Raw genomic sequence first — 12,523 nt, 5'->3', positions numbered from 1 at the left:
TCTGGTGCGGAATGTGGTTATGGGGATGTTCATATTCCAAAAAACAAGAACCAGAGAACCTGCTACCCGATCAAATCGGGTCTGAGCGGTTCAAGAACTCAGCAATAAAAAACTATGTCACAGGGAGAGACATAAATGAAAAATCAAACCTTGACCGGAGCACCGATGCACTGGGCGGCGGAAATGCACGCGCAGGAATATCGCAACGGTAAGCTTAGCCGGCGCGAATTCATGGCACGCGCGACTGCCCTGGGCGTCGCTGTACCTGCCGCCTATGGACTGATCGGTCTGCATTCGCCTGCAGCCGCCCAAGAACCCCAGCGCGGCGGCACAATCCGCTACCAGATGGAAGTTCGCGCCCTGAAGGATCCGCGCACCTACGACTGGACTCAGATCGCCACCTACACCGCAGGTTGGCTGGAATATCTGGTCGAATACAACAACGACGGTTCGTTCCAGCCCATGCTGCTGGAAAGCTGGGAAGCCAACGATGATGCGACGGAATACACTCTGAACGTTCGCCAGGGCGTCAAGTGGAACAACGGCGACGATTTCACAGCGGAAGACGTGGCACGCAACATCGAAGGCTGGTGCGACGCCGGTCTCGAGGGCAACTCGATGGCGTCCCGCATGGCGTCCCTGATTGATGAGGGCACCCAGAAAGCGGCAGATGGCGCAATCACCGTTGTCGACTCCCACACTGTAAAGTTGAAGTGCAACGCACCGGACATCACCATCATTCCGGGCATGGCCGACTATCCCGCTGCCATCGTGCACAGCAGCTTTGACGCGAACAACATGCTGGCCAATCCGGTCGGAACAGGCTTCATGATCCCCGAAAGCCACGAAGTCGGCGTCAAAGGCGTTCTCGTGCGTAACGAAGAATTCGACTGGTGGGGATACGAGGCCGGCAAGGGCGGCTACATCGACCGGATCGAGTTCATTGACTACGGCACTGACCCCGCAGCGTTCCTGGCGGCGTATGAAGCCGAAGAAATCGACATGAACTGGGAGTCGGTCGGCGAGTTTGTCGACATCTTTGACGGCATCGGCTTGGTTCGCTCAGAAATCCCGTCGGGCTTTACCATCGTCATTCGCCCGAACCAGTTGGCCGAAGACGAGAACGGCAACAAGATCTATGGCGACAAGCGTGTCCGTCAGGCTCTGGCCATGGCGGTCGATAACGAAGTCTGTCTGGAACTTGGCATGTCAGGTTACGGCATTCCCGCCGACAACTGCCACGTTGGTCCGATGCATCCTGAACATGACTCGGCCGTAACCCGTATCCCCTATGATCCAGCCGCGGCGAAGGCCCTGATGGACGAGGCGGGCATGGGCGATTTCGAGCATGAAGTTCAGTCCATCGACGATGACTGGCGCCGCAACACCACGGCGGCTGTCGTCGCACAGTTGAACGACGCCGGCATCAAGGCCAAGCACACGATCCTGCCCGGCTCGACCTTCTGGAACGACTGGACCAAGTACCCCTACTCGTCGACCAACTGGAACCACCGTCCGCTGGGCACTCAGGTTCTGGCGCTGGCCTACAAGTCCGGAGTGGCCTGGAACGAGTCCGGCTTTGCCAATGACGAGTTCGATGCGCTGCTGGCCGAAGCGAACTCGATCGCGGACGTCGACAAGCGCCGCGAGGTGATGGCCAAGCTGCAGGCGATCATGATCGACGAAGGCGTCGTCATCCAGCCGTATTGGAGGACCGCAATGCGCCACCACCGTGACAACATGGTGGGCGTAGAAAAGCACATCGCGGACCTGCCACAGCTGTATAAGTTCGGCATCGTCTCGTAAGCCAAAAAACATAAGGCCGCGCCTGTTGGGTGCGGCCTTTTCGTCCTGACTACGGCGACCAAAATAACAGCGACGCGTGCGGCGAAACGACCGTCACGCTAGCCTACCAACAGGGGCTACCATGGGACTTTTCATATTAAGGCGCGTCGGCATTATGCTGTTGACCGCACTGTGCCTTACCTTCCTGGTCTTCTTTCTGACCAACCTCTACCCGAACCTTGAAAAGCTTGCGAAAACGCAGGGCAATTTCAGGATGTCGGACGAGCAAGTCGAAAGCTTTCTGGAAAAAGGCGGATACCTCCAGCCAACGCCCATAAAATACGGCGAGTGGCTGGGAGTGCTTCCTTCTTACAGGCACACAAATGAAGACGGCACCGTGCAAGGCAGATGTATTCTGCCCGGCAAGACCGCCGAAGAGTCCCCCAATTTCTGCGGCATCCTGCAGGGGTATTGGGGCTATTCGACCGTGTTCAAAGAAGAAGTCTCGACTGTTGTGGGCAATCGCCTGGCCCTTACGGGCCGTTTGATGTTCTGGGTGATGCTGCTGATGGTCCCGTCGGCTTTGATCCTTGGAATTCTGGCTGGCATGAAAGAAGGGTCGGCCACTGACCGGACACTTTCGACCTTTGCGATCACTACCACAGCAACGCCCGAATACGTGTCTGGTGTTATCTTCATTGCGATTTTCACCTCGTCCGCTGTCGGGTTGAAATGGTTCAAGGGAACGGCCACGCAAGCGATGGAAAATCCGACTTTTGAGAACTTCTTCCTGCCAGTGTTGACCATTTCACTATACGGCATGGGGTATATCGCCCGCATGACCCGTGCCTCGATGACCGAGGTCATGACCGCGCAGTACATCCGAACCGCCCGACTGAAGGGCGTCTCGTTCCCGAACATCGTCATGAAACACGCGCTGCGCAATGCGCTGATCGCACCGTTCACCGTCATCATGCTGCAGTTCCCATGGCTGCTGAATGGTGTGGTGATCGTCGAGACCCTGTTCAACTACAAGGGCTTTGGCTGGGCGCTGGTTCAGGCCGCCGGCAACAACGACATCCAACTGTTGCTGGCCATCTCGGTCGTGTCGGTCTTTGTGGTGCTGGTAACGCAGCTGATCTCGGATATCGGCTATGTCTACCTCAACCCACGCATCCGCATTTCGTAAGGAGGGATAGATCATGGAACCACTTTCCTGGACCGGCTCTATCGCCTTCCTGAACCCGTTACTGGCCATTGCTTTGGCACTGATGGTCGTTTCGATCCTGGCCTGGATACTGGCCAGCATCATCCTGCCGGAACCCCAGATGACCGTGAACCCGGATGGGACACTGACGTCAGGGTCGGGCGTGCGGAATCTCATCCAAACCGTGCTGCGCTTTAGTTTTCTTGCAAGCGTCGGTCTGGGCGTTGCCTACATTGTTTTAGGCATCCTGATGGGCACAAGCGCCGGCATCATCGGGGCCATGGCCCAACAATTCCTGCCCGTCTGGTTGTCGCTGGTCCTTCTCTACGCCATGTCGATCGCGTTCAAGCGCAAGCTGGGTTTGTACGGCAAACTGTTTGACAGCCCGATTGGTATGATCGGCTTTGGTCTTGTGATGTTCTGGGTGTTTACCGGTATCTTTGGCGCCCTGGACCTGATCGTGACGCATGAACCGCTCTCGCAGGTGTCGGGTATGAAAAACAAGGTGCCCGGAACGCCATTGCCCAGCGTCGAAGAAGGAGAATACGCCTGGTATCTACTGGGCGGCGACAATCTTGCTCGGGACGTGTTCAGCCGCATGGTCAAAGGGGCGTGGATCGTCGTTCAGATTGCGCCGCTGGCGACGATGTTTGCCTTTATGGTCGGTATCACGCTGGGCCTGCCTGCCGGCTACTACGGCGGTCGTCTGGACACGCTGCTGTCCTTCCTGGCGAACCTGATCCTGGCCTTCCCTGTCATCTTGCTGTTCTATCTGCTGGTCACGCCCGAGATCGTGGCAACAGGTGTGCCGAACTATATGGCGGCCGTTCTGTTCGTCTTTCCGATCATTTTCCTTGGTGTTTTACTGAACTCGCGCTTTTACACGAGGCCCAAGTTCCGAACACCGCTATTGATCGGTGTTCTGGGTGTCGCGTTGTGGCAGTATCTGTCGCTGATCTCAACGAATGGATACATCGTTAACACAGACAACTACAGCATTTGGGGACTTCCGACCTATCTGGACCTTTTTGACGTGCCCGGAGGGATTCTGGTGGTCTTTGTCTCGGTGGTTTTTGTCAACTCTCCAACTGTGTTCCGCATCGTGCGCGGGTTGGCGATGGACATCAAAACCCGCGACTATGTCGCCGCTGCCCAGACACGCGGCGAAGGGCCGTGGTACATCATGCTGTGGGAAATCCTGCCAAATGCGCGGGGTCCGCTGATCGTCGATTTCTGTCTGCGGATTGGGTACACCACCATCCTTTTGGGGACTTTGGGTTTCTTTGGGCTAGGACTGCCGCCGGAAAGCCCGGACTGGGGGTCAACGATCAACGAGGGGCGTAAGCTGCTGTCGATCTATCTCCATCCTGCCCTGCCGCCTGCGCTGGCTCTGTTGACGCTTGTTCTTGGGTTGAACTTGCTGGCCGACGGTCTGCGTGAGGAAAGCCTGAAGGATTGATGTGAAAGCGGCCGGGGGGCCAGCCCCCCGGACCCCCCGGGATATTTTTAGCCAGATGAAGCAGGGGATCCCCCAAAATTTGGCGAGGAGCAAACAAGATGAACAAACTGGCGGATTATGATGGCCCCATCCTCGAGATCGACAAGCTGTCGATTTCGTTCTTTACCCGTTTGCGCGAGATCCCGGCTGTGATGGACTTCTCGGTCAGTGTGCAGCCCGGAGAGGCTGTCGGACTGGTTGGCGAATCCGGATGCGGCAAATCCACCGTTGCGCTGGGGGTCATGCAGGATCTTGGCAAGAATGGGCGCATCGTGGGCGGTACCATCAAGTTCAAGGGGCGTGATCTGGCCGAGATGACATCGGACGAGCTGCGCGACATTCGCGGCAACGAGATCGCGATGATCTATCAGGAGCCGATGGCCTCGTTGAACCCGGCAATGAAGATCGGCAAGCAGTTGATGGAAGTGCCGATGATCCACGAAGGCGTCGGTGCGGAAGAAGCCTATGCCCGGGCGCTTGAGGTCGTCACAGATGTGCGCCTGCCTGACCCCGAGCGAATGTTGAACTCATTCCCGCATCAGTTGTCGGGGGGTCAGCAACAGCGGATCGTGATCGCAATGGCGCTGATGTCGAAGCCTGCACTTCTGATATTGGACGAACCGACAACGGCGCTGGACGTGACGGTTGAGGCAGCCGTGGTCGAGTTGGTCAAGGACCTGGGTAAGAAATACGGCACTTCGATGCTGTTTATCTCGCACAATCTGGGTCTGGTGCTGGAGACTTGCGACCGGCTTTGCGTGATGTATTCCGGTGAAGCGGTTGAGCGCGGATCAATCCATGATGTGTTTGACGAGATGCAGCATCCCTATACACAGGCGCTGTTCCGCTCGATCCCCCTTCCCGGGGCTGACAAGAACGCGCGGCCTCTGGTGGCAATTCCTGGAAACTTCCCTTTGCCGCATGAACGTCCACCGGGGTGTAATTTCGGCCCGCGCTGCGACTATTTCGAGGAAGGTCGGTGTGACGCGCAGAACATTCTGATGGAGGCTGTGCCGGGTAATGACCGCCACCATACGCGGTGCCTGAAGTTCAAGGAGATCGATTGGAACGCGCCGATCACCGTGTCGGAGCAGAAAGAAAAAGCCGAAATCGGTCGCACCGTTCTGAAGATGGACAACCTCAAGAAATACTATGAGGTGGCCGCGAATGCCCTGTTCGGTGGCGGTGAGAAGAAGGTTGTGAAAGCGAATGAGACGCTGAGTTTCGAGGCTCATGAGTCTGAGACCTTGGCCATCGTAGGTGAGTCGGGTTGTGGCAAATCCACTTTTGCCAAGGTTCTGATGGGGCTGGAAACAGCGACGGACGGCCAGATTTTGCTGGATAACCGCAACATCGAAGCTGTGCCGATCGAGGAGCGCGACGCCAAGACTGTTGGCGAAGTGCAGATGGTTTTCCAGAACCCGTTCGACACGCTGAACCCGTCCATGACCGTCGGTCGCCAGATCATCCGGGCGCTGGAGATTTTCGGCGTTGGGAATTCCGAGGCTGAACGCAAGAAGCGGATGCTGGAGCTTTTGGACCTGGTTAAGCTTCCCCGCGCCTTTGCCGATCGGATGCCTCGGCAGTTGTCAGGTGGGCAGAAACAGCGTGTCGGTATTGCCCGCGCCTTTGCCGGAGACGCGCGGATCGTGGTTGCAGACGAACCAGTCTCGGCTTTGGATGTGTCGGTGCAAGCTGCGGTCACAGACCTGCTGATGGAGATTCAGCGCGAGCACAAAACCACGCTTTTGTTCATCAGCCATGACCTGTCCATTGTGCGATACCTCAGCGACAGGGTGATGGTGATGTATCTGGGCCATGTGGTCGAACTGGGGACGACGGATCAGGTATTTTCACCACCGTATCATCCATATACTGAAGCTCTGCTGAGTGCTGTCCCGATCGCCGATACGTCGATCGAAAAACAACATATCGTTCTTGAAGGCGACATTCCGTCGGCGATGAGCCCTCCACCCGGCTGCCCCTTCCAAACACGGTGCCGCTGGAAGTCAGAGGTTCCAGATGGGCGCTGTGAACAAGACGTGCCGCCCGTTAAGACGCTTGCGGATGGGCATCAGGTAAAATGTCATCTGGCCGAGGATATTCTTGCCCGGATGGAACCTGTCATCAAAATCGCGGCAGAATAAGAGAGATTACGGAAAGAACCGGTCATTGTGCCGGTTCTGTATTCTTAAGTCCCTGCGGTTACCCGCCCCAGATGACTTTCACGTAGTTCTGGGTTTCTTTGTACGGCGGAACTCCGCCGTGCTTTTCGACCGCCTGAGGACCCGCGTTATAGGCCGCCAATGCCAAACGCCAGGATTTGAACTTGCGATATTGCCACGACAGGTAACGCGCACCACCTTCAAGGTTTTGCTTGGGATCGTGAGGGTTCACGCCCAAAAGCTGCGCAGTGCCGGGCATCAACTGCGCAAGACCCAGCGCGCCCTTGTGCGATACCGCATGGGGGTTCCATCCGCTTTCCTGCTGAACAAGCCGCAGAAACAGCTCTTCGGGGACATTGTGCTTGCGGGCCGCTTGACGTGCCAGAGAAAGGTATTGTCCGCGGTACTTACCGTTGTAACGTTTGTTGAAATTGCCCGTGGCTGTTTTTCGTTTCGGCTTCAGGCGTTCGGAATCGCGGTACTGGGTCGCGGCGCGGGTGTCCAATATCTTGGCCTGCTTGAGAAAAATGTCCTTGCGGCTTTTGGTAGACAATGTCTGAGCCGCAGCCGGAACTGAGACCAGCACAAGGCAAAACCCTAAAAACCAACCAACCAGAAAACGCATTAATGCCAATCCCGCTCGTCCACGAACCCGACTGAGTATAGATATTTCAACGAAAAATGAAAGCTTGGTAAAAATTTCCGAGTGTTTTTCCATCCGGCGCATGTTCATCAACTGTGTTTTAACCACGCCGCAGGCCGTATAGGGTCGCAGAGATACTCGGCGTCAGATTCGGGCGCATCAAATTCAGTCTAGAACGGGGAAATACATGGCAGGCTCAGTCAACAAGGTCATTCTGGTGGGAAATCTTGGCCGAGATCCCGAAGTTAGAACGTTCCAGAACGGCGGCAAAGTCTGCAACCTGCGCATCGCCACTTCTGAAACTTGGAAGGACCGCAATACGGGCGAACGCCGTGAGCGGACCGAATGGCACTCGGTTGCGATTTTCAACGAAGGGCTTGTTCGTGTGGCCGAGCAGTACCTGCGTAAAGGCTCCAAAGTTTACCTTGAGGGGCAGTTGCAGACGCGCAAGTGGCAAGATCAATCCGGTCAGGATCGCTATTCGACCGAGGTCGTCTTGCAGGGCTTCGGCTCGACGCTGGTTATGCTGGACGCGCGCGGCGAAGGTGGCGGCGGCGGTGGATACGGCAGTGGTCAATCAGGTAGCTATGGCGGCGGTCAGGCTGGCGGCGGTTATGGCGACCCTTACGGCGCGCCCTCGGGCTCCCCTGCCCCGGCATCTGGCGGAATCGACGACGACGAGATTCCGTTCTAAGAAAAACGGAGATTAGTGATGACGTGGTCCTTCTCACTCGGCCGATTATTTGGGTCGGAACTGAAGGTCCACGTCACCTTTTTCCTGCTGCTGGCCTGGGTCGGTTTCGCGGCCTATTCCAGCGGCGGCATGTCGGCGGCCGTCGAGAACCTGATCTTCGTGCTCGCGCTGTTTGCCTGTGTTGTGGCGCATGAATTCGGCCATGCGCTTATGGCCCGGCGCTTCGGGATCAAGACACCTGACATTACCCTGCTGCCCATTGGCGGTCTGGCCCGGCTTGAGAGAATGCCGGAAAACCCGATACAGGAAGTCTGGGTCGCCCTTGCCGGCCCCGCTGTAAACATCGTCATCTGGATCATTCTGATCGCTTTCGGGGCCGGAATGCCTTTCGAGACGATGACGCAGATCGACAGCACAGCCCCCGGCCTTCTGAACCGGCTGGCCTATATCAATCTGCTGTTGGCTGCCTTCAACATGATACCAGCCTTTCCGATGGACGGCGGACGGGTATTCCGCGCCTTGCTTTGCCTTAAAATGGATCGCGTCAAAGCAACTCGGGTCGCGGCGTTTGCCGGACAAGCGGTCGCTGTGGGCTTCGGCTTTCTTGGGCTCAGCATGGGCAATCCGCTGCTGGTCCTGATCGCTGTTTTTGTCTTCGTTGCAGCCAATGCGGAAAGTCAGGACGTGGCCATGCGATCTGTCGCGCGGCAGGTTATGGCGCGCGATGCGATGATCACCGAATACCAGTCGCTGTCGCCTTCGGACACCTTGGCGACGGCCGCCCAAGCCGTCATACACACCACGCAGCATGAGTTTCCGGTGTTGGACACAGACGGAACGCTCAGGGGTTTCGTTACCCGTAACCGCCTGTTTGCGGCCCTGGCCGCGGAAACTCCGCGATCAGATCCCGCCACATCCATAATGGAGGCCGATATTCCACAGGTCGAACTCACCAGCGGGTTGGAGGCTGTTCTGGAAGGTCTGCACAAGGGCGCGCCCGCCATAGCGGTTTGTACCAAGGCCGGTCACATGGTGGGCTACATTACGCGCGAAAACATCGGTGAGTTGATGGTCATCCGGGGACGCTGATCAGGCGACGGCCAGAGCGTCCTCGAGCACCGACAAGACAGCTTCGCGCGGGACATCCGAGGTTACGAACGCCTGCCCGATTCCTCGTGCCAGAATGAAACGCAACTGACCGTCTATGACCTTTTTGTCTTGCGCCATCAGATCGACCAACGCCTCTGCCCCCGGAAGATCACCCGGAATGTCGGCAAGATCCGTTTTCATGCCCATCTGACGCAGGTGCGCGCGAACGCGGCTGGGGTCTTCCTGTGCGCACAAGCCAAGGCGCGACGACAGCTCAAACGCAAGCGCGCAACCAATGGCTACACCCTCGCCGTGCAGCAAGCGGTCCGAATAGCCGGTTGCGGCCTCCAACGCATGACAGAACGTGTGGCCAAGGTTCAGCAAGGCGCGATCGCCCTGTTCGGTCTCGTCTCGCGCCACGATATCGGCCTTCATCTGGACCGATCGCGTCACGGCCCGGACGCGCGCGGCCATGTCGCCGCCCGACACTTCGGTCCCGTTGGCCTCAAGCCACTCAAAGAACTCGGCATCGCCCAGAAGACCGTATTTAACGACCTCGCCATAGCCCGACAGGAAATCCCTCTGGGTCATTGTGCCCAAGACCGAGGTGTCGGCCAGTACCAGTGACGGTTGATGAAACGCCCCGATCAGGTTTTTCCCCTGCGGCGCGTTGATCCCCGTTTTCCCCCCGACCGAACTGTCCACCTGTGCCAGCAACGAGGTCGGGATCTGCACGAACCGCACACCGCGCCGCAACACAGCGGCGGCAAAGCCTGCCAGATCACCGATAACGCCGCCCCCAAGAGCCACGACAACATCGCGGCGTTCGACTTTTTCGGCCAGCAACCATTCGACCGCGCGCTCAAAATGCGGCCAGCTCTTGGTGGCTTCCCCAGCTGGCAGAGCCAGCGCCGACATCTCGATCCCCGCAGCAGCCAGACCTTCGCGCAGCGCGTCCAAATGCAAGGCTGCCACGTTTTCGTCCGTCAGTACCGCAACCTTTTGACGGTTGAGCAATGGCGCGATCATCTTCCCTGACTGGCTCAGTAAATCAGGCCCGATCTCAACATCGTAGGATCGCTCACCCAGCTCAACATGTACGGTTTGGTGCATTATTTCCGTTCCAAAACATCCGGGCGAGTCGTCAAAGCATCGACGACCCTGTCCACCATATTTTCAATCGACGTCTCACCATCAGAAGTCACGGCGAGGTCGGCCTGCGAATAGACCGGCACACGTTCCTCGTACAAGGCGCGCAACGTCGCATGAGGGTCGTCCGTGCGCAGCAAAGGCCGCGTGTCCTTGTGCTTGACCCGGTTCCACAGCACGTTCAGGTCTGCTTTTAACCAGACCGAAACCCCACGCTCGGTAATAATCTGGCGATTCTGACCGGCTAGAAACGCGCCCCCACCGGTGGACAAGATACCCTTTTCCTCGTCCAGAAGCCGCCCAATGACCTGACTTTCCTTCGCGCGGAAGAAAGGCTCACCGTCACGTTCAAAGATTTCCGGTATGGTCATATTGGCAGCCGATTCGATCTCGGCATCGCTATCCAAGAACGGAACGCCAAGCTTTGCGGCCAAGGCACGACCCACAGCAGTCTTCCCAGCCCCCATCATGCCGACCAAAACCACCGTTTTGTGCAGTTTGAAGCTCTGAATGGGTTCGGACGTCGCGGTGTTATGCTTAATTTCGCTCATTTCACCGTGAATGACGTGATCTTAAGAAAAATGCCAGTTATAACTTGGTCAAAACACAAAATTGAGGCAGCGTTGAGCAATGGGTCGTCTGATCAAGTTCCTGATATATCTGGTTTGCCTGTGTTTCATCGGGCTGGTGGGCTATGCCTATCTGGGTCCGATCTTTGGCGCGGACTTTTCTGCCCCACAGCAAGAGATACGAGAGCCGGTAATCCTGAATGTCGAATAAGGCCGCAGTTGCTGCGCTGTTTCTTGCTACTTCGGTACAGGCGCAGCAGGAACCTCTTTCCGTTATTGAGTGGTTAAGCGAGCCGCCCGAAAACCTGCCCGGTACAGTTTTGCTTGAGCCGCCTGTTACCCAGACAGGTCTTGGGCCAGAGGTTGAGGTCACGCGGCTAGAGACGCTTTCGCAGCCCTTGGGCCTTGTATCGTCGAACGTAACCGGCCTGCCTATCGGCCTTTGGCAGAACAGCGATACGGACCGCCTAGCGGAATTGATTGCCCGAGTCCCGGTCAAGTACAACCCCGCCATGCAGCGCCTTCTGTTTACCTTGCTGTTGTCCGAAGCGCGCGCGCCGTCCGGGCCCGAGGCCGAAGAAACGCTTTTGCTGGCACGTTTGGACAGGCTGATGCAGCTTGGAGCGGCTGATCCGGCTCAGTCTCTGGTACAGCTTGCAGGCCCGACAGACAGTCGCGAGCGGTTCAAACGCTGGTTCGACGCGACCCTGCTGACCGGTGACGAAGACCGAAGCTGCACCGCATTGATTGCCCAGCCTCACTTGTCACAGGACTACGCCGCGCAGATTTTCTGCAAAGCGCGCCGGGGGGATTGGCCCTCTGCCGCGCTCACCTTGGAAGCCGCGCACGCGCTAGAAGTCCTGTCCCCCGAGGATCTTGATGTCCTTGATCGGTTTCTCAGCCCTGAACTGTTTGAAGACGCCGAATACCTGCCGCAGCCGGAAGACCCTGACCCGCTGAGCTTTCGCCTGTTCGAGGCCATTGGCGAGCGTTTGCCCTCGACCCCGCTGCCTCGGGTCTTTGCAAACGCTGACCTGCGCGATGTGGCGGGCTGGAAAGCCCAGATCGAAGCGGCTGAGCGTCTGACACGTGTGGGTGCTCTGACACCGAACCAGTTGCTGGGCCTTTATACAGAACGGTCCCCGGCTGCCTCGGGTGCCGTTTGGGACAGGGTTACTGCCGTTCAACGATTTGAAACCGCGTTGAACTCTGGCGACCCGAGTGCCATTGCAACAGCATTGCCCATCGTGTGGGACCAAATGCGCAGCGTCGGGCTTGAGGTGCCTTTTGCCGAATTGTTCGCAGGGCAGTTGTCGCAGGTGACATTGGATGACCCAGCGGTCGAGCAACTGCGGTGGCGGGTATTGCTGTTGTCAGACTTATACGAAACTGCGGCCCTGTCCGCCCCCGATCAGTCAGAGGAAAGTCAGTTTCTGGCAGCGCTGGCGCAAGGTGACCCTGGACGTGCCCCGTCCCCCTCTCCGTTAGCGGATGCCGTGGCTGAAGGGTTTGCCTGGGCCGCGCCAGTGCCTTCGGACACCAACGCCCTGCTGTCCAATGACCAGTTGGGCGAAGCGATCCTTGAGACGATGGAGCTTTTTGCGCACGGATCGCGCGGGAACCTTGTCGATCTGACAGCGGCCATTGCAACGTTGCGCCGTGTCGGGCTTGAAGACACCGCGCGCCGCGCTGCGTTGAACCTGCTGATCCTGCAGGGCACCTGA

General features: G+C 57.7%; 11 protein-coding genes. 8 read left to right on the top strand and 3 right to left on the bottom strand.

Features of this window, described 5'->3' with window-relative positions; all coding sequences use genetic code 11:
- Positions 1-135 precede the first annotated feature (135 nt).
- From ACR0KS_RS04645 to ACR0KS_RS04630, 4 genes are all read left to right on the top strand, one after another.
- Positions 136-1,806 carry an ABC transporter substrate-binding protein gene (locus ACR0KS_RS04645; RefSeq protein WP_170384006.1) on the top strand — a complete coding sequence of 557 codons (1,671 nt, stop codon included), beginning with the start codon at positions 136-138 and terminating at the stop codon, positions 1,804-1,806.
- Positions 1,807-1,927: 121 nt separating this feature from the next.
- Positions 1,928-2,974, top strand: coding sequence for an ABC transporter permease (locus ACR0KS_RS04640; RefSeq protein ID WP_170384004.1), 1,047 nt, complete (start codon positions 1,928-1,930; stop codon positions 2,972-2,974).
- 13 nt (positions 2,975-2,987) lie between these two features.
- Entirely contained in the window at positions 2,988-4,451 is a 1,464-nt protein-coding gene (locus ACR0KS_RS04635) for an ABC transporter permease (RefSeq protein WP_170563095.1), read from the top strand.
- 98 nt (positions 4,452-4,549) lie between these two features.
- Positions 4,550-6,637: an ABC transporter ATP-binding protein gene (locus ACR0KS_RS04630; RefSeq protein WP_170384000.1), complete on the top strand. Its 2,088-nt coding sequence runs from the start codon at positions 4,550-4,552 to the stop codon at positions 6,635-6,637.
- Positions 6,638-6,695: 58 nt separating this feature from the next.
- On the opposite strand, the gene ACR0KS_RS04625 is transcribed toward ACR0KS_RS04630, so the two are convergent.
- Entirely contained in the window at positions 6,696-7,280 is a 585-nt protein-coding gene (locus tag ACR0KS_RS04625) for a lytic transglycosylase domain-containing protein (RefSeq protein ID WP_170563092.1), read from the bottom strand.
- Between the two features lie 205 nt (positions 7,281-7,485).
- On the opposite strand from ACR0KS_RS04625, the gene ssb reads away from it, so the two are divergent.
- Complete coding sequence (gene ssb / locus ACR0KS_RS04620) at positions 7,486-7,992, top strand: single-stranded DNA-binding protein (RefSeq protein WP_170383995.1); 507 nt, start codon at positions 7,486-7,488, stop codon at positions 7,990-7,992.
- 18 nt (positions 7,993-8,010) lie between these two features.
- Positions 8,011-9,081 (top strand): site-2 protease family protein, encoded by a 1,071-nt coding sequence (locus ACR0KS_RS04615; protein ID WP_170563090.1) that lies wholly within the window; start codon positions 8,011-8,013, stop codon positions 9,079-9,081.
- Here ACR0KS_RS04615 and aroB read toward each other — a convergent pair whose 3' ends face one another.
- On the bottom strand, positions 9,082-10,194 hold the full coding sequence (gene aroB, locus ACR0KS_RS04610; RefSeq protein WP_170563087.1) for a 3-dehydroquinate synthase: 1,113 nt from the start codon (positions 10,192-10,194) through the stop codon (positions 9,082-9,084).
- Positions 10,194-10,781 carry a shikimate kinase gene (locus ACR0KS_RS04605; RefSeq protein ID WP_170383989.1) on the bottom strand — a complete coding sequence of 196 codons (588 nt, stop codon included), beginning with the start codon at positions 10,779-10,781 and terminating at the stop codon, positions 10,194-10,196. The genes aroB and ACR0KS_RS04605 overlap by 1 nt, the downstream gene beginning before the upstream one ends.
- 79 nt (positions 10,782-10,860) lie before the next feature.
- Between ACR0KS_RS04605 and ACR0KS_RS04600 the strand changes: the two genes are divergently transcribed.
- Both ACR0KS_RS04600 and ACR0KS_RS04595 read left to right on the top strand, forming a co-directional pair.
- Positions 10,861-11,010 (top strand): hypothetical protein, encoded by a 150-nt coding sequence (locus tag ACR0KS_RS04600; protein ID WP_170383987.1) that lies wholly within the window; start codon positions 10,861-10,863, stop codon positions 11,008-11,010.
- Positions 11,000-12,523 carry a hypothetical protein gene (locus ACR0KS_RS04595; RefSeq protein ID WP_480693132.1) on the top strand — a complete coding sequence of 508 codons (1,524 nt, stop codon included), beginning with the start codon at positions 11,000-11,002 and terminating at the stop codon, positions 12,521-12,523. Before ACR0KS_RS04600 ends, ACR0KS_RS04595 begins: the two co-directional genes overlap by 11 nt.

This window comes from Ruegeria sp. BC7, assembly GCF_056539165.1.
The sequence above is the reverse complement of the archived record's forward strand: the minus strand, read 5'-3'. Positions and strand labels throughout refer to the sequence as shown.

Coding starts and splice junctions, on each gene's coding strand:
- ssb (WP_170383995.1), top strand. CDS start 7,486: ATGGCAGGCTCAGTCAACAAGGTCATTCTGGTGGGAAATCTTGGCCGA.
- ACR0KS_RS04630 (WP_170384000.1), top strand. CDS start 4,550: ATGAACAAACTGGCGGATTATGATGGCCCCATCCTCGAGATCGACAAG.
- ACR0KS_RS04595 (WP_480693132.1), top strand. CDS start 11,000: ATGTCGAATAAGGCCGCAGTTGCTGCGCTGTTTCTTGCTACTTCGGTA.
- aroB (WP_170563087.1), bottom strand. CDS start 10,194: ATGCACCAAACCGTACATGTTGAGCTGGGTGAGCGATCCTACGATGTT.
- ACR0KS_RS04635 (WP_170563095.1), top strand. CDS start 2,988: ATGGAACCACTTTCCTGGACCGGCTCTATCGCCTTCCTGAACCCGTTA.
- ACR0KS_RS04605 (WP_170383989.1), bottom strand. CDS start 10,781: ATGAGCGAAATTAAGCATAACACCGCGACGTCCGAACCCATTCAGAGC.
- ACR0KS_RS04640 (WP_170384004.1), top strand. CDS start 1,928: ATGGGACTTTTCATATTAAGGCGCGTCGGCATTATGCTGTTGACCGCA.
- ACR0KS_RS04600 (WP_170383987.1), top strand. CDS start 10,861: ATGGGTCGTCTGATCAAGTTCCTGATATATCTGGTTTGCCTGTGTTTC.
- ACR0KS_RS04645 (WP_170384006.1), top strand. CDS start 136: ATGAAAAATCAAACCTTGACCGGAGCACCGATGCACTGGGCGGCGGAA.
- ACR0KS_RS04615 (WP_170563090.1), top strand. CDS start 8,011: ATGACGTGGTCCTTCTCACTCGGCCGATTATTTGGGTCGGAACTGAAG.
- ACR0KS_RS04625 (WP_170563092.1), bottom strand. CDS start 7,280: ATGCGTTTTCTGGTTGGTTGGTTTTTAGGGTTTTGCCTTGTGCTGGTC.